The 16,720-nt window shown below is 72.9% G+C and carries 16 protein-coding genes; 9 read left to right on the top strand and 7 right to left on the bottom strand.

The annotated features are described in order from the left end of the window. Positions 1-12: 12 nt before the first annotated feature. On the bottom strand, positions 13-1,479 hold the full coding sequence (locus ABD340_RS36890) for an aldehyde dehydrogenase family protein (RefSeq protein WP_344595470.1): 1,467 nt from the start codon (positions 1,477-1,479) through the stop codon (positions 13-15). Continuing rightward, positions 1,472-2,470, bottom strand: a complete 999-nt coding sequence (locus ABD340_RS36885; protein WP_344595468.1) for an ABC transporter substrate-binding protein — start codon at positions 2,468-2,470, stop codon at positions 1,472-1,474. The genes ABD340_RS36890 and ABD340_RS36885 overlap by 8 nt, the downstream gene beginning before the upstream one ends. Positions 2,471-2,607: 137 nt before the next feature. Between ABD340_RS36885 and ABD340_RS36880 the strand changes: the two genes are divergently transcribed. From ABD340_RS36880 to ABD340_RS36870, 3 genes are all read left to right on the top strand, one after another. Continuing rightward, complete coding sequence (locus tag ABD340_RS36880) at positions 2,608-3,609, top strand: NAD(P)/FAD-dependent oxidoreductase (RefSeq protein ID WP_344595466.1); 1,002 nt, start codon at positions 2,608-2,610, stop codon at positions 3,607-3,609. A gap of 1 nt (position 3,610) precedes the next feature. Beyond that, positions 3,611-3,922: a ferredoxin family protein gene (locus tag ABD340_RS36875; RefSeq protein ID WP_344595465.1), complete on the top strand. Its 312-nt coding sequence runs from the start codon at positions 3,611-3,613 to the stop codon at positions 3,920-3,922. A 73-nt stretch (positions 3,923-3,995) separates the two neighbouring features. Continuing rightward, on the top strand, positions 3,996-5,603 hold the full coding sequence (locus ABD340_RS36870) for a serine/threonine-protein kinase (protein ID WP_344595463.1): 1,608 nt from the start codon (positions 3,996-3,998) through the stop codon (positions 5,601-5,603). Positions 5,604-5,872: 269 nt separating this feature from the next. Here the strand turns inward: ABD340_RS36870 and ABD340_RS36865 are convergent, their stop codons facing one another. Next, a complete protein-coding gene (locus ABD340_RS36865; RefSeq protein WP_344595462.1) occupies positions 5,873-7,168 on the bottom strand; it encodes a serine hydrolase domain-containing protein in 1,296 nt (431 codons plus the stop codon). A gap of 75 nt (positions 7,169-7,243) precedes the next feature. Beyond that, on the bottom strand, positions 7,244-7,696 hold the full coding sequence (locus ABD340_RS36860; protein WP_344595460.1) for a hypothetical protein: 453 nt from the start codon (positions 7,694-7,696) through the stop codon (positions 7,244-7,246). Positions 7,697-7,951: 255 nt separating this feature from the next. On the opposite strand from ABD340_RS36860, the gene pqqA reads away from it, so the two are divergent. The 6 genes from pqqA (at position 7,952) to fdhA (ending at position 12,524) form a co-directional block, all read left to right on the top strand. After that, complete coding sequence (pqqA, locus tag ABD340_RS36855) at positions 7,952-8,083, top strand: pyrroloquinoline quinone precursor peptide PqqA (RefSeq protein ID WP_344595459.1); 132 nt, start codon at positions 7,952-7,954, stop codon at positions 8,081-8,083. 10 nt (positions 8,084-8,093) lie between these two features. Then, entirely contained in the window at positions 8,094-9,011 is a 918-nt protein-coding gene (gene pqqB / locus ABD340_RS36850) for a pyrroloquinoline quinone biosynthesis protein PqqB (protein WP_344595458.1), read from the top strand. Further along, positions 9,008-9,766, top strand: a complete 759-nt coding sequence (pqqC, locus tag ABD340_RS36845; protein ID WP_344595456.1) for a pyrroloquinoline-quinone synthase PqqC — start codon at positions 9,008-9,010, stop codon at positions 9,764-9,766. Before pqqB ends, pqqC begins: the two co-directional genes overlap by 4 nt. Then, positions 9,756-10,034 (top strand): pyrroloquinoline quinone biosynthesis peptide chaperone PqqD, encoded by a 279-nt coding sequence (gene pqqD, locus ABD340_RS36840; protein ID WP_344595455.1) that lies wholly within the window; start codon positions 9,756-9,758, stop codon positions 10,032-10,034. Before pqqC ends, pqqD begins: the two co-directional genes overlap by 11 nt. Next, entirely contained in the window at positions 10,031-11,122 is a 1,092-nt protein-coding gene (gene pqqE / locus ABD340_RS36835; RefSeq protein WP_344595454.1) for a pyrroloquinoline quinone biosynthesis protein PqqE, read from the top strand. Before pqqD ends, pqqE begins: the two co-directional genes overlap by 4 nt. Before the next feature lie 187 nt (positions 11,123-11,309). Next, entirely contained in the window at positions 11,310-12,524 is a 1,215-nt protein-coding gene (fdhA, locus tag ABD340_RS36830; protein ID WP_344595453.1) for a formaldehyde dehydrogenase, glutathione-independent, read from the top strand. A 2-nt stretch (positions 12,525-12,526) separates the two neighbouring features. On the opposite strand, the gene ABD340_RS36825 is transcribed toward fdhA, so the two are convergent. The 3 genes from ABD340_RS36825 to ABD340_RS36815 all read right to left on the bottom strand — a co-directional run bounded on the left by ABD340_RS36825 (position 12,527) and on the right by ABD340_RS36815 (position 16,682). Continuing rightward, a complete protein-coding gene (locus ABD340_RS36825) occupies positions 12,527-14,782 on the bottom strand; it encodes a hypothetical protein (RefSeq protein ID WP_344595452.1) in 2,256 nt (751 codons plus the stop codon). A 79-nt stretch (positions 14,783-14,861) separates the two neighbouring features. Further along, positions 14,862-15,359: a DinB family protein gene (locus ABD340_RS36820; RefSeq protein WP_344595450.1), complete on the bottom strand. Its 498-nt coding sequence runs from the start codon at positions 15,357-15,359 to the stop codon at positions 14,862-14,864. 39 nt (positions 15,360-15,398) lie between these two features. Beyond that, on the bottom strand, positions 15,399-16,682 hold the full coding sequence (locus ABD340_RS36815) for an alpha/beta fold hydrolase (protein WP_344595448.1): 1,284 nt from the start codon (positions 16,680-16,682) through the stop codon (positions 15,399-15,401). Between the last annotated feature and the right edge of the window lie 38 nt (positions 16,683-16,720).

Here is a 16,720-nt window from a genome sequence, read left to right as displayed (position 1 = left end):
TATCTGAGCCTTCTACTCTGGGGCCGCGCCGCCGCCCCACAGAGCGGGGCGGCGCGAGCCGAGATCCACGCTGATGATCTTGGCGGTGCTGTAGCGGGCCAGCATCCGCTCGCCGATCTCGGTCCCGGCCGCCGGGCCGCCGCCCGCGTCCGCGGGGAGCCCGGCCGGCGGATCGGACCAGCGGTTGATCCACACGATCCCGGCGTCCAGCTCGCGGGCGATCCGGTGGCCCCGCGCGAGATCGGCCGTCCACACCCCGGCCGCCCGCCCGGGCCCGGCCGCGTTCACCCGCTCCACCGCGGCCCGCTCGTCCGCGAACGGCTCCGCGACGGCGACCGGCCCGAGCAGCGGCGGCGCCGCCCCGGTGCCCTCCTCCTGCGCCAGCAGCGCCGGGGCCTGGAAGAACCCGCCGGCCAGCTCGGGCGGCAGCTCGGGCGGCTCCCCGCCCGCCACCAGCCGCGCGCCTCCGGCGACCGCCTGCCGGATCGCGTCCCGCACCCGCTCCCGCCGCCCGTCCGAGATCAGCGGCCCCAGCTCGGTGGACAGGTCGAGCGGATCGCCCAGCACGACCGCCTCCACCATCGCCGCCAGCCGCCCGACGAACTCCTCGTGGACGGTCTCGTGCACCAGCAGCCGGGACGGCGGCGCACCGGCCTCGCCGCCCGCCAGGCACACGCCGGTCAGGGCGTCGGTGACGGCCGCGTCCAGATCGGCGTCCGCGAACACGATCATTGCCCCGCCGCCGGGCCGCGGCGCGTCCGGGCCGCCGATCCGCAGCGCGCCGGGGTGCGCGTCCAGCCGCGCCGCGATCCCCGGGTCCGCGCCGGTGACGACGTTGAGCACCCCCGCCGGCAGCAGGTCCTCGGTGGCGCGGGCGAACTCCAGCACGGTCGCCGACGCCGCCGCCGCCGGATGGACCACCACCGCGTTCCCCGCCGCCAGCGCGGGCGCGATCTGCTCGGCCAGCGCCACCAGCGGCGCGCTCCAGGGCACGTGCACGGCGAGGACGCCCAGCGGCGCCCGCACCGTGTACGCCAGCCCGTGCGGGTCCTCGACCGGCACCTGCTCGCCGCGCACGCCCCGGGCCAGCCCCGAGAACAGGCGCAGCGCCGCCACGGACGCCGGGACGTCGGAGAAGTACGCCTCCCGCACCGGGCGCCCGCCCTCGGTCGCCAGCAGCACCGCCCACCGGTCCGGGTCGGCCTCGATCCGGTCGGCCATCCGCCACAGCGCCTCCTGCCGCGTCTCCTGGCTGGACCGGCGCCAGCCCGCGAACGCCTTGCGCGCCGCCGCCACCGCGTCCTCGACCTGCTCCGGCCCGGCCTCGGGGACCGCGGCCCAGGCCGCCCCCACGGCCGGGTCCACGGCGTCGAACGCGGCGCGGGCGGTCACCCACTCGCCGGCGATGAACAGCCGGTACGGCTCGTCCGGGCGGTACGCGCCCCGGGGGTCGCCGTCCCAGGGCCAGCGCTCACTCACTCGGCGCCCCCACGTACTTCTCGTACCAGCCCTTCGGCAGCACGGTGTTCAGGTCGGGCGACTTGGCGATCAGCTTTTGCTGCAGCAGGAAGTCCACCACCCGCTTGGCCGAGGCGTGGTCGGCGTCGGTGAAGCCCCGCGCCGTGAAGGTGATCTCGGGCAGCACCTTCTCGGTCTGCTCGGCGGGCAGCTTCACCTGCTTCTGGGTGGCCTCCGCCGCGGCCTTCCGGTCCTTGGTCACCAGGGCGTCCGCCTCGGCCACGACCTTGAAGACCTTCCCGGCCAGCTCGTTGTTGCCCGCCAGCCAGCTCCGCCCGGCCAGCAGCCACTGGAAGTAGCTGACGCCGAAGTCGCCGATCCGTCCGGCGATGTGCCCGCCGCTCGCGTCGCCCTTGGCCGCCCACGGCTCGAACAGGATGTAGGCGTCGACCGAGCCGCGCTGCAGCATCCCCGGCATCTCCGGCGGCGAGCTCTTCACGATCTTGACCGAGGCAGGGTCGATCTTGTTGTGCTTCAGGTAGGAGTGCGTCGAGTACAGGCCGATGCCCTGGATCGAGGCCATCGTCTTGATCTGCTGGGGCTTGTCGATGCCGTCCCGCAGCACCACCTTCAGGTAGCGGTCGGACGACTGGAACACCCCCAGCGCCGTCAGCTTGTCCTGGGCCGCCATCAGCGGCAGCGCGCTGGAGTCGGCGTTGGCCGACATCTGCGCCGTCCCGGCCGCGACCGCCTCCGCCGCCGCGGGCCCGCCCTCCACCTGCATCAGCTCGACGTTCAGGCCCGCCTTGGCGAACATCCCGCGCTCCTTGGCGAGATAGAACGGGGCGTAGGAGGCGTCCACTCCCAGTGCGATGCGTACCAGCGGACCCTTGGCGGTGCCTTCGCCACCCGCCGAATCCGTGGTCCCGGAGGTGCAGCCGGTCGCCAGGAGGAGCGCCGTACAGGCGGCAAGCAGGCCGGTCAGTTTGGGGGACCTGAGTCTCACGTTCACGGGTGGCTCTCCTATCGCTGGAGCAGTGCGCGGGAGGTCGACGTTCCCAGCCGGGGCCGTTCCGCATAAGTGAAGCGTCCTGCTCACCGGAACAGTGCTGTTTGCCGTGGTCATGGCCGTCCATACCGTCAACGGCCATGAGCGTTATCTCCGACGTTCCCGTCACCACCGAGACCGAGATCCTGATCATCGGTGCCGGTCCGGCGGGACTCTACGGCGCCTACTACGCCGGTTTCCGCGGCCTGCGCACGGCCGTCATGGACGTGCTGCCCCAGGCCGGCGGGCAGGTCAGCGCGATGTACCCCGAGAAGCCTATCCTCGACATCGCGGGCTTCCCGGCCGTCAAGGGCCGCGACCTCGTCGACAACCTGCTCGCCCAGGCGGCCCCGTACGAGCCCGCCTACCTGCTCGGCCACCGCGCGGTGGCGCTGTCCTACGACGAGGACGGGCTGCCGGTCGTCCGCACCGACCAGGGCGGGACGGTGCGCGCCGGCGCGGTCGTCGTCACGGGCGGGATCGGCACGTTCACCCCCCGCCCGCTGCCGTGCGGCGAGGGCCACCTCGGCCGCGGCCTGGTCTACTTCGTGCCGAGTCCCGCCGACCACGCGGACCGGGACGTGGTCGTCGTCGGCGGCGGCGACAGCGCCTTCGACTGGGCCGCGACCCTCGCCCCGCTGGCCCGTTCGGTGCGCCTGGTGCACCGCCGCGACCGGTTCCGCGCCCACAAGGCCACCGTCGACACGGTCCGGTCCCTCGGCGTCGAGATCATCGTGAACGCCGAGGTGGCCGCGCTGCGCGGCGACGGGCACGTCGAGGCCGCCGAGATCCGGCACCTCGACGGCACCGCCCGCGTCCTGCCCGCGCAGACCGTCGTCGCCGCGCTCGGCTTCAAAGCCGACCTCGGCCCGCTCCAGAGTTGGGGCCTGGACATGAGCGCCCGGCACATCGCCGTGGACACCCGGATGGCCACCAACCTGCCGCGCGTGTTCGCCGCCGGCGACATCACCGACTACCCCGGCAAGGTCAGGCTGATCTCCGTCGGCTTCGGCGAGGTCGCCACCGCGGTCAACAACGCCGCCACCGTCATCGACCCCGAGGCACTGCTGTTCCCCGGGCACTCCACCGAGAAGGACGCCTGACATGGCCTACGTCATCGGCCCCGCCTGCACCGACATCATGGACCGCTCCTGCGTGGAGGAGTGCCCGATCGACTGCATCTACGAGGGCGAGCGCAAGCTCTACATCAATCCCGTCGAATGCATCGACTGCGGCGCCTGCGAGACGGCCTGCCCCGAGCAGGCCATCACCGCCGACCGCGCCGCCGCCCCGGCCGTCCGCGACGACAACAGGCGCTTCTTCGAAGAGATCCTGCCCGGCAGGACCACCCCTCTGGGCACCCCGGGCGGCGCCGCCAACGTCGGCCCGGTGGGCGCCGACGTGGCCCCAGCCTGATCAGGAATCCCTAACGCGACCGGGATGTCGTGTAGTGGGGCATTTGAAGTTTCGGTGGCCCTAGGCTGTCATCGTGGCCTCTGCACAGAAAGTGATCGACGGTCGCTTCGAGTTGCTGGAGCGGCTGGGCAGCGGCGGTATGGGCACCGTCTGGCGGGCGCAGGACGTCGCCCTGCACCGCGAGGTGGCGCTCAAGGAAGTGCGGGTGGTCGACCCGGAGTCCCAGGACGACCCCGTGCGGGCCGCCAAGCTGCGCGAGCGGGTGCTGCGCGAGGCTCGCGCGCAGGCCCGGCTCCAGCATCCCAACGTGGTGACCGTCCACCACATCGTGGACTTGCCCGACATGACGCATCCGTGGATCGTCATGGAGCTGGTGCGCGGGAGCTCCCTCCAGGACCGGCTCGACGAGGGGACGATGGCGCCCGCGGAGGCCGCGGTGGCCGGGCGCGGGATCCTGGCGGCGCTGCGGTCCGCGCACGAGGCGGGGATCTTCCACCGCGACGTGAAACCGGCGAACGTGCTGCTGCGCGAGGACGGGACCCCGGTGCTGACCGACTTCGGCATCGCCGCGCTGCGCGACTCGACCAGGGTCACGGCCACCGGCGGGCTGGTCGGCTCGCCGCAGTACATGGCGCCCGAGCGGCTGCGCGGGGAGGAGGGCAACCCGGCCTCGGACCTCTGGTCGCTCGGCATGCTGCTGTACGTCGCGGTCGAGGGCCGCCACCCGATGCGCCGGGACAACGCGGCCGCCACGCTCGCGGCCGTGATGAGCGGTGTCGTCCCGCCGCCCAGCCAGGCGGGCGCTCTGGCTCCGGCGCTGCGGGCCCTGCTGGTGCCGGATCCGTCCGCGCGGCCCTCCGTCGATCAGCTCGACAGGATGCTCGCGCGAGCGGTCGCCCAGTCCGGCGCTCCGAACACGTCCACCGCTCCGAACACGTCCACCGCTCCGAACACGTCCACCGCTCCGAACGTGTCCACCGAGTCCACCGAGTCCACCGCGCCCGGCACGCCGCTCGGGAACACCGGCCCCATCAAGGCACGACCGGGCAGGCGGCGGACGAAGGCGACGGCCGCGTTGATCGCGCTTGCCGCCGCCGTGTTCGGCAGCGTCGTCGCCACGGCCCTGATCGTCGTTCCCCGGCTGCTGAACGCCGTCGGCGGGGAGGCCGACGACCTTCGCCGCACCGGTGAGGCCCCCGTGACCGGTGGGCCCACCGGCCAGGCCGCGTCCGGGCCCCTGCTGGCGCCGGTCCGGATCCGCGGCGTGGTCGCCGACCTGGAGAAGATCACCGGTGGTGTCGAGTTCACCCGTTTTGTCCTGCACCCCGACTACGCGAGCGCCGAGGCGCCGGTTCCCGGGCGCCGCAACACCTACGACCGGTTCGTCTACAGGGACGGCAGGGCCACCCGTATCGGCCCCGGCGGGACGCTCGACGCGGACGACGCCAGGGTCAGGCTGAGGGCGTTCAACTGGAACGCGGTGCCGAAGCTGCTGAGCACCGCGGAGCGCACCCTCGGCGTGCCCAAGCCGACCAGCCGCTACCTCGTCGTGGATCCGGCGTGGGCGTTCAACAACGACCAGCCCGCCCTGCTGGTCTACCTCAGCGACGAGTACGGCGGGGCGTACCTGGCGGCGGGGATGAAGGGCAAGGTCCTTCGCAGCTTCCCCCGGCGCGGGTGACCTGGAGGACGACGCCGCCACAGGCAGTACGCGGTCAGGGCCAGTACCGACGCGAGCACGACGGCGCGGGCGAACTCGTACTGGGTGGGCGTGATGCCGATGCCCGGCAGCACGATGGCGCTGAGCAGGGCGCCGTTGCCGCCGTCTGTGCAGTCATGCGGTTCAGTAATCGATTGATTGCGTTAAGTGACTGACGGATGTCGGTGGCGGCCGGTGGATTCCCGGGGCATGCGGACGGCGTACAAGTTCCACTGTTCGGGCGCGGCCCGTCAGAAGTAGCCGGGGTACAGGTCCGTGGTCGGCCAGGCGGTGACGCGGTTGGCGGCCTGGTTGATGAGCGGGTCGATGGCGGTGTAGTCCTTGCCGGAGGCGTCGTCTCGCTGGTTGAACAGGACGGCGAAGGAGACGTTGTCGGAGCGCCGCACGACGAGGGTGTAGGTGCCGGGGAGGCTGCCGTTGTGCCAGGTGTTGGCGGTGGTGTTGCTGACCGGGCGCACCTGCCAGCCGCAGCCGTACCACCAGCCGTCGGGGTTGAGGCCGGTCTCCGGCACGCCGAAGGCCCGGCTGATGGAGGCGCTGTTGAGCACCGGCCCGGCGGCGTCGAAGAGGCCGGCGAAACGCACCGTGTCCACGGCCGTGCCGAGCCAGCCGCCGTGGGAGTCCATGTTCTCGAGGTTGAACGCGCCGTACTGAAAGGGCACGACCGTGCCGGAGCCGTCGTGCACCGTCGTGCCGGTGTAAATGGACGCGTAGGGGACCTCGCCGGGGGCGGCGTTCTGCTTGAGGGTCCGGCCCAGCCGCATCCGCTTGATGCCGAGCGGGGTGAGGATCTTCTGCTGCACGTAGTCGAGGTAGGGCAGGCCGCTGACCTTCTCGATGATCAGGCCGAGCAGCATGTAGCCGTAGTTGCTGTAGGCGAAGGTGCTGCCGGGAGCGTGGTCGAGCGCGCGTCCGGTGTTGTAGGTGGCGATGTGGGACTTGCCGATCGGCAGGGGGACGTCCAGCGCCGCCGAGATCGCGGAGTCGGCGAACATGGGGTCGGGCGTGATGTCCCTGTCCCAGCCTCCGGTGTGCTGGAGGAGCCGCAGGACGGTGACGTTCTTCAGCCGCGCGTCCGCCGTCGAGCCGGGCGGCGGGGCGAGCGGCAGCAGGCTGGTGACCGAGGTGCCCAGGTTGAGGAGGCCGTCCTGGGCGAGCCTCAGCACGGCCGCGCCGGTGACGGGCTTGGAGACGCTGGCGAGCCGGAACAGCGAGGTCGGCTGGGTGGCCAGGCTCGCGTCGTCGGACCAGGTGTAGCCGCGTGCCAGCAGCAGTTTGCCGTTGCGCACGACCGCCAGGGAGCCGCAGGAGATGTTGCGTTCCTGCATGAACGTCTTCATCGTGGTGTCGAAGCCGCCGAGCCCGGCGCCGGCCTGCCCGCTGACCTTCCACGCTGGGGCGGCCGCCCGGGCCGCCCGGGCCGCCTGGGCCGTCCGGGGCCCGCCGAGCAGGACGGCTCCGCCCGTGCCCAGCGCGCCCAGTGCGGCCACCCTGCCGAATTCCCGTCTGCTGAGCCCGTTCCCCAAGACTGCCCCCTTGCAAGATCAAGTTGCGTCAGGGGCAATCTAGTACGTTTCAACTCAAAAGCGGGATGTGCGGTCTCATTGCCCGGCGAGCCGCACGCCTTCCAGGCATGCGTCCATGAAGGCGCCCCTGCCCGCGGGGAACTTGCCGCCCTGCTGGACGCCCTGATCGTAGGACTTGGCGCAGAATTCGCGCGGCACGCCCTGGCCCTCCATGGTCGCGGCCATCCCGGCCGCCATCTGGACCATCAACTTGCGGGTGTACTTCTTGCCCTCGGGGTCGATCATGATGATCTGGGAGCCGGTCACCTTGGGATCGGCGGAGTCGGGCGGGAACGAGTTCCGGCCCGACGGCGAGGCCGCCGGGGACGGCGACCCTGGCGACGCGCTCGCGGAGGTCGCGCCGGGCGCCGGTGCCGACGGGGACGGCGCCGGCGGCTTGGCGCTGATCGGGTCGTCCTCGCAGGCGGCGGTCCCGAGCAGCCCGATTCCCAGGGAGGCGACGAACAGCAGAGTGGCGACGTTCCTCATCGCGATCCCCCATGGTGCTTAAGGCCCCGAAATTCGGACGAATTCTAGCAGCTCAGACGTGGTGTGGCCATCGGATAATGACATCCGGTAATGGCGGCATCGCAATTTCGCACCTTCACCGAAGCGGCTGACTGCTTTTACAATGATCTTGTCTCCCCGTGAAGCACGGGGAAGGCCGTCGTCCGATGGGCTCTGGGACGGCACGCGTCCCGGACGATCCGCACCGATCGAGGAACGGAAGGGCAGGCGAACCACATGCACGAGCAGACCCCCGACACCGAGCGCCGCGACAAGGCCGCCGACCAGGCGACGACCTGGGTCAAGCCCGACTACGAGGTGATCGAGACCTCCCTGGAGGTCACCGCCTACTTCGGCGCCGAGAGCTGATCCACGCGCGATGCGGTTGCGGATACTAGGCACCGCGGCAGGCGGCGGCGTACCCCAGTGGAACTGCGCGTGCCCGGGGTGCGCCGCCGCCCGCGCCGCACCCGCCCTGCGGCGCCGCCACGCGTCGATCGCCGTGGAGGCCGGCGAGGGGCGCTGGTACGTGGTGAACGCGACGCCCGACATCGGTGAGCAGATCGAGGAGTGCGCGCCGCTGCGCCCGTTCACTTATGGCCCGGGGGAGTCCGCGCGGCGGCGCACCCCGGTGGCCGGCGTGATCCTCACCGACGCCGAACTCGACCACACGCTCGGCCTGCCGCGCCTGCGGGAGGCCGACAGCCTCCAGGTCATCGCGACGGAGACGGTCCGCGGTGCGCTGGCCGGCGGGCTGCGCATGGACGAGGTCCTGGCCCCGTACGCGGGGATCTCCTGGACGCCGCTGCCGCAGGAGGAGCCCGTCCGGCTGGACGACGGCCCGCTGGAGGTCCAGGGCGTCCGGGTGTCGGGCAAACGACCCCGCTACGCGGCGGACCTGGAGCCCGCCGGCGACGCGTGGGCGGTGGCGCTGCGCATCCGCGACCGCCGGGACGGCAAGGTCGTCGTGTACGCCCCGGCTCTCGCGGCCTGGCCCGCGGAGCTGGACCGCGTCCTCGACGACGCCGACTGCGCCATCATCGACGGCACCTTCTGGGACGACGAGGAGCCCCACCGGCACGCTGTCTCCCGGAAGACCTCCACCGAGATGGGCCATCTGCCGATCACGGGGCCCGGCGGCACGGCCGGGCGGATGGCGAAGCTCCCCGCCGAGCGGCGGCTCTACACGCACCTGAACAACACCAACCCGCTGATCGATCCGAACGCGCCCGGGCACGGCGAACTGGCGGGGGCGGGCATCGAGGTCGCGCGGGAGAAGGCGGTGATCGAACTTTGAGCACGGCGCAGGCCGGAGCCGGCGCGGAACCGTGGTCGTCCGGCGAGCTGGAAGACCGGCTCCGGGCGCTCGCGGAGGAGCGCTACCACCACCGCCACCCGTTCAACCTGCGGATGCACGAGGGCGCCCTGTCGCCGGAGGAGCTGCGCTGCTGGATCCTCAACCGCTTCCACTACCAGCGGAACATCCCGATCAAGGACGCGGTGATCCTGGCCAAGCTGGACGACCGCGAGCTGCGGCGCTCCTGGATCCGGCGCATCCACGACCACGACGGCCGCCCGGCCGAGGACGGCCGTCCCGGCGAGGACGGCGGCATCGAGCGCTGGCTGCGGCTGGGGGAGGCCGCGGGCCTGGACCGGGTGCTGCTGCTGTCGGGCGAGGGCGTGCTGCCCGCCGTGCGGTTCGCCGTCGAGGGCTACGTCAACTTCTGCCGGCACGGCTCGCCCCTCGAGGCCGTCGCGTCGTCCCTGACCGAACTGTTCGCGCCCGATCTCATGGTGACCCGGATCGCGGCGTGGGAACGCCACTACCCCTGGATCGAACCCGAGGGGCTGCGCTACTTCCAGGTACGGGTGAGCCAGGGCCGCCGTGACTCCGAGGAGGCCCTGGGCCTGGTGCACCGGTGGGCGCGGACGCGGGCCGACCAGGAGCGCGTCCTGGCCGCGTTCACCTTCAAGTGCGACGTGCTCTGGTCGCTCCTGGACGCGGTCGACCACGCGACCGCCGTCCCGGCGGGAGCCTCCGATGCCCGATGAAGAGGGCGCAGAGGGTGTCTGGCGGCCGCGCCTGGCGCGCTCCGTCATGATGCGCTACGACCGGGTCCGCGGCGCCGAGCTGCTGCTCATGCCCGAGCGCGCGGTGCGGCTCAGCGACGAGGGCGGGCGCATCCTGCGGTTGTGCGACGGCCGCCGCACGGTCGCCGACATCGTCGCCGAGCTCGGCGCGGCCTTCCCGGACGCGCCGCTCCAGGACGACGTGCCCGAGTTCCTGGCCCGGATCAGGGCGGAGGGATGGCTGCGATGAGCGGCATGGCACCGCCGTGGGCGCTGCTAGCGGAGATCACCCATGCCTGCCCGCTGCACTGCCCGTACTGCTCCAACCCCCTGGAGCTGGTGCGCAAGAGCGCCGAACTCGGAACCGGCGACTGGGAACGCGTCTTCGGCGAGGCCGCCGACCTCGGCGTCGTCCAGGCCCACATCTCCGGGGGCGAGCCGCTGCTGCGCCCGGACGTCGCGGAGATCGTCGGGGCGGCGGCCCGCGCGGGCGTCTACACCCAGCTGGTCACCAGCGGGCTGGGGCTGAGCGCGTCCCGGCTGGACGGTCTGCTGGACGCGGGCCTGAACAGCGTCCAGCTCTCGCTGCAGGACGCCCGCCGCCCCGGTTCCGACTTCATCGCGGGCCGCGAGTCGTACGAGGCCAAGGCGGAGGCCGCCGCGGTGATCCGCGCGGCCGGGCTGCCGTTCGGGCTGAACGTCGTCCTGCACCGGCACAACCTCGACCGGCTCGCGGAGATCATCGATCTCGGCGCGGCCTGGGGCGCCGATCGCGTCGAGCTCGCCAACACCCAGTTCTACGGCTGGGCCCTGCGCAACCGGGCCGCGCTGCTCCCCACCCGGGGCCAGCTGGAACGGGCGAAGGCGACGGTGGAGGAGCGGAGCGGGAGCGGCCCCGAGCTGGTCTGGGTCATGCCCGACTACTACGAGGGCGTGCCGAAGCCGTGCATGGGCGGCTGGGGCCGCCGATCGATCACCGTGGGCCCCGACGGCACCGCGCTGCCGTGCCCCGCCGCCTACGCGATCGCCGAGCTGCCCTTCCCGAACGTCCGGGAGCACTCGCTCGCCTGGGTCTGGGAGGAGTCGCCGGCGTTCAACGCCTACCGGGGCACCGACTGGATGACCGGCCCGTGCGGCGGATGCCCGCGGCGGGAGACCGATTTCGGCGGATGCCGCTGCCAGGCGTACGCGCTGACCGGCGACGCCGCCCGCACCGACCCGGCCTGCTCGCTGTCACCGGACCACCACCTGGTACGCGACCTCGCCGACGCCGCCGGGTCCGGCGATGCCGTCCCCGCCTTCGTGTACCGGCGCCCCGGCGCCGGCCAGGAAGCCTGAACGAGCGCTTGATCAGGTGGGTTTATCCAGGTCGGGCGTGCGGTAGGGGGTTTGTGGGGCGGATCGCCGCGAGTGTCTCGTATGCCGTCCGCCTGAAGGGCGCCCGCTCAGGGCGTGGTCCTCAGCATGCCGCGGGAGAACGCCCCGGGGAGCGCCGACGGACTCGAACCTGAACGGGAGAGCAGTCGTGGCTAACCACAACCGAGGCGTGGTCTACGAGGGGCCGGGCAAGGTGGAGGTCGAGGACCTGGAGTTCCCGAAGCTGGAACTGGACGAGCAAGCCCACCGCAAGCTCGAGCACGGCGCGATCCTCAAGACCATCGCGACCAACATCTGCGGATCCGACCAGCACATGGTGCGCGGGCGCACCACCGCGCCGCCGGGCCTCTCGCTCGGCCACGAGATCACCGGCGAGGTCATCGAGACGGGACGGGACGTCGAGTTCATCAAGACGGGCGATCTCGTCAGCGTGCCGTTCAACATCGCCTGCGGCCGCTGCCGCAACTGCAAGGAGCGCAACACCGGGGTCTGCGAGAACGTCAACCCCGCCCGGGCCGGCGCGGCCTACGGCTACGTCGACATGGGCGGCTGGCACGGCGGCCAGGCGGAGTACGTGACCGTCCCCTACGCCGACTGGAACCTGCTGAAGTTCCCGGGCGACCGCGACCGGGTCATGGCCAAGATCAAGGATCTGGCCATGCTGTCGGACATCTTCCCCACCGGCTACCACGGCGCCTACACCGCCGGGGTGACCACCGGGTCGACGGTGTACGTCGCGGGCGCGGGGCCGGTCGGCCTGGCCTGCGCCACCGCCTGCTTCCTGCTCGGCGCCGCCGTGGTGATCGTGGGCGACATGAACGCCGAACGGCTCGCGCAGGCCCGCAGCTTCGGCTGCGAGACGATCGACCTGTCCCAGCACGACGACCTGCTCGAGCAGATCGAGCAGATCCTCGGCGTGCCCGAGGTGGACGCGGCCGTCGACTGCGTCGGCTTCGAGGCCCGCGGCCTCGGCCCCGAGGGATCCAAGGGGGAGCAGCCGGCCACCGTCCTGAACGCGCTGATGGAGGCCACCCGGGCGGCGGGCAAGCTGGGCATCCCCGGCCTGTACGTCACCGGCGACCCCGGCGGCGTGGACGAGAACGCCAAGGCGGGGCAGCTCGGCATCCGCATCGGCCTGGGCTGGGCGAAGTCGCACGCCTTCACGACCGGCCAGTGCCCGGTCATGAAGTACAACCGGCAGCTGATGATGGCGATCATGCACGACCGGGTGGAGATCGCCAAGAACGTCAACGCCACCGTCATCCCGCTGCAGCGGGCCCCGGAGGGCTACCAGGAGTTCGATCGGGGCGCGGCGCGCAAGTACGTGATCGACCCGCACGGCCTGGTGCCCGCCGGCGGCTGACGTCAGGCCAGGCGGGACCGGGCCGTCTCCCGGAGCGGCTCGGCGACGTCCGGGTCCGCGGCGAGCCGCTCGATGTAGCCCTTGGCCGCGTAGGCGTCGTGGTCCTGGAAATGGACGGCCGCCGCCAGCTGCTCGGCATGGTCCAACCGGCCCGTGTCGAGCAGCCGGCGGTAGAGCCGGGCCGCTTCGCGGCGGCTCGCCCTGGCCACCTCGTCGATGGCGGCGAGCCGGACGCCGAGGTCCAGGTCGCGGTCGGCCAGCTCGGCGAGGGCGGCCAGGCGCCGCCGTTCCGAGCCGATGGCGGACGCCGCCCATAGGGCCTCCGGGCCGGTCCAGCCGCGGGGCCCGGCCAGCCTGGCCAGCCGCTGGTCGGCCAGGCCGGGGTCGACGCCGCTCAGATGGCCGATGGCCTCCAGCACCTGATGCGGGTCGTCCAGGACGCCGTCGGTGAGCCTGACCAGCGCCTCCTTGCCGCAGTCAGGGGCGGCCTCCAGGGCCGCGACGGCGGTTCGCAGCCGTTCCGCGTCGGACAGGCCGCGGGCGGAGACGGCGAGATCGCCCAGGCGCCGCCCGCCCACCGGCCGGTCGAAACGGACCAGCGCCTTCGCCGCGCGCACCTGCTCGTCGGTGCCCATCCGCTTGGAACGGGACAGGCGCTCAAGCCGGAACCCCCGATCGGCCGGTGCCGCGACCAGCGCCGCCCGCAGCCATGACTCGCGCGAGACCCTGCGGTCGTCCAGCAGTTCGTCCAGCGCCGCCAGCCCCAGCGCGCGGTCGCGTCCGAGCAGCGCGGTCGCGGCGTCGAGCCTGCCCGCCTCGTCCAGGCCGCCCGCCCTGGAGACCATGAACGCAAGGCAGGCGTCGCCGTCCACCCTCGTCGGGATCCGGACGGCCGCCTCGACCCGGACGGCCGCGTGCGGCACCCGGCCGTCCCGGGCCAGCCCGGTGAGAACGCGGGTGCCGTGCTCGCCGAACGCCTCGTGCTCGACGAGCGCTTGCCCGGCCTGGAGCCGCACCTCGGGGGAGACCGACGTCGCGAGACCGAGCGTTTCGAGCCCCGGCAACGCGCGCGTGCCGTCCTGCCGGAGCAGCTCGACCCCCGCCGACAACCTGACCTCGTCGCGCCACGCGGCCCCGGCGAGCTGGTGTTCCAGCAGGGCCAGCCCCCGGAGGCGGTCTCGGGGCAGGACGGTGAGGGCCAGCTTGACGGCCGCGGCGTCCAGGGACGGGTCGAGGGCCCTTTCGACGAGGAGTTCGGTGGCCTTGTCCGGCGGGAGGTGCTCGGACAGGAGCGCGATCATGCGTTCCCGGCGGGCGGCCGGGACGCCGGTGTCCCCGGTCTGCGCGGCCATGGCGCGCTCGGCGCGCCGGGGATCGCGCTCGAGCAGCAGCTCGGCGGCCCGGAGTTCGTGCTCGGGGCTGCTCCGGACGGCCGTCTCCAGGGCGGCCAGCGCGCGCTCGCCGTCCAGCAGTTCGAGCGCGTCGACCGTCCGGCGCCAGTCGCGCGGGTCCTGGACGCGCACGACCATGCCTTCCAGCAGCTCCCCGGTGCGGGCGACGATCGCGTCGGGAAGCGGTGCGCCGTCGCCGGCCAGCGCGGCGACGAACGACAGGGCCGTGACGCGGTCGCGCCGCCGCCGGACGAGCAGCCGCAGCGGAAGGCCGAGGCTCTCGCCGTTCTCCAGGCGCAGACCGGCCACGAAGAGCGCGACCTGGAGCCTGCGGTCCGACCAGCCGTGCCGGGGCCGCAGGTACCGCCACGACGAATACGCGCCGATCGGCTGGCCGTGCTCGATGTACCTGGCGACGAGGAACTCATGGATCGCGGGATCCGCGAAGCGCAGCCCGTCCCCTTCCCGGACGAAAAGTCCGCTGGGGTCGAGGACCTGCTCGGCGTTCCGCACCTCGGCGGCCGTTTCCACCGGCAGCGTGGCCTTCTCGTCGCGCAGCCGGTGCGCGATCTCCTCCAGCAGGAGTTCGCTGCCCAGGGGCAGCCGTGCGCATCTGTGCGAGACGAAGCGCAGGAACAGCGCCGCCTTGCTGGTGGGAACCGGCGTGCCGGGGGCCGAGGCGAAAAGCTCGCAGAGCATCGAGAGCAGCGCGGGTGCGCGCGCCAGATCACGCATCCTGCCGTCGCCCAGCGCCTGGACCAGCCGGCGCGCCAAGGCCTCGGGATCGGCATGCTCGGCCCGCCGGAAATGCTCCTCGGCGGCGCGAGTGATCTCTTCGGTGACCGGCCTTCGCGTGGACTCGGACATCCCGCCGCCTTCCGCAGGTCCTGCTCGTCCCGCCAGACCCCCGACACTCGCGCCGGCGCCCGCCGCCGTCAAGCGCCTGCTACGGAGCCGTGCGGCCGCTGAGGATCTGCTCGCGGAGGATGTCCGCGTGACCGCAGTGCTGCGCCAGTTCACGCAGCATGTGGAGGTAAACCCAGCGCAGGGGCAGCGGACCCCAGCGGTTGCCCCGCACGATGTCGTCCAGCGTCAGCCCCGCCGCGGCCTGGCGGGACGCCGCGCAGGCCTCCTGGTGGGCCCGCTGGACGGAGGCGATCGTGTCGCCTCCGTCCAGGACGAACGACTCGCTGGGCGAATTGGGAATGCCGATCTCGGCGCGGGACCGGCACATGATCCCCTCGTCGAACCAGACCCTCTCGACGAACGTGGCGTGCTTGACCAGCCCCAGCAGCGTGGTCTCGGAGGTGACCAGCGACCGGCGCGCCTGCTCCTCGGTCAGCCCGTTCAAGCTGTCGTGCAGGCCGGATCGATGCTCATCGAGGAACGTCTCGAACTGGTCGCGGAGCGCTGCGTGGAAGACATCGGGTTCCAGCGTGATCATGGGCGCAAGGATAAACCGCCGGGCCGTGGCGCCCGAGTGTCAGGGCCGGTCGTCGCGCGTGTACGGGGCCAGCGGCAGCGGCTTGCCGGTGAGGAACGCGGTGATCGCGGTGTAGTAGAGCGCGGGCTGCTCGGCCTCGATCACGTGGCCCGTGCCGGGCACGTACAGGAGCTTCGCGCCGGGCAGGGTGTCGCGGTACTCGCGGGCGATCTCCCACCTCTTGTAGTCGCACTGGCCGCGCAGGACGAGCGCGGGCGTGCGGTCGCCGCGCAGGGCCGGGCGCGGGTCGGGCACGGTGAGCGCGTCGGCCGAGGTCATCTGGTTGGCGTAGAAGCCCGAGCGGGACGACGGCTCGCTGAAGGGGCGCCCGGGGTTGCAGGTCGCCGCGGATCCCACCGTGGCGAGCAGCCGGTCGAACAGCGGGTCGATCTCCTCGTCCGGCATCAGCGCGTGCGCCGCCCGCGGGTTCGCCTCCATGAGCAGCGACCAGGCCATGAGCTTCGGGCGGGCCTCCAGCGCGTCCATCGCCGCGCGCTGGGCGGGCGTCAGCCGGTCCCACAGCTCGCCCTCGCCGGACTTCTCCCACTCGGGCGCCCACAGCGCGCCGGGGGAGACGAAAACCGTCCTGGCGACCCGGCCGGGGTGCGCGGCCATGTACGTGGCGGCGAGCGTGGCGCCCCACGAGCCGCCCACCAGGGTCATCCGCTGGACGCCGATCCGCTGCCGGATCGCCTCCAGGTCCGCGACCTGGCGGGACACGGTGTAGCCGGTCGGATCGTCCAGCCGCTGGGACCGCCCGGACCCGAGCTGGTCGTAGGTGTAGACGTCGAAGCCCTGGCCCGCGAGCCGCCGGTCGAGTTCGTCCGGTCCCGCGCCCGGCGTTCCAGGGCCGCCGTGCAGCCGGACGACCGGTTCCGCCCGGCGCGGCCCGGTGCCCGGGGTCAGCGTGTAGGCGATGCGCGAACCGGTGGACAGCCGCCAGTAGCGGGTGTCCTGGGCGGGGAGCGGGCCGGGCGCGACGCCGAGCGGCCGGACGGCGGCCAGCGCGGCGGTGAGCACGACGGCGGCCACGGTGCCGCCCGTCACGAGCCCGGCGGCGAGCCTCCGGCGATGGCGCAGCGCCAGCCGGGCGCCGAGACCGGCGGCCGGCCCGCACACCAGGACGGTGGCGGCCAGCGCGAGCACGGCGCTCGGCACCAGCCCGGCCCGGGCCGCCGCGACCAGCAGGAGCGTGACGGCCGCCAGCGGCAGGCCGAGCGGGACGGTGAGGACGAGGATCGACCAGCCGGCGACGCGGCGGCGTGTGGAGTGCGTGTTCGTCATGCCGCGACGCTAAGAACCGGGCGGCTCCCGGATCGTCC

Source organism: Actinomadura vinacea, from assembly GCF_039532545.1.
In the GTDB taxonomy this organism is placed as follows: domain Bacteria; phylum Actinomycetota; class Actinomycetes; order Streptosporangiales; family Streptosporangiaceae; genus Spirillospora; species Spirillospora vinacea.
The sequence above is the reverse complement of the archived record's forward strand: the minus strand, read 5'-3'. Positions and strand labels throughout refer to the sequence as shown.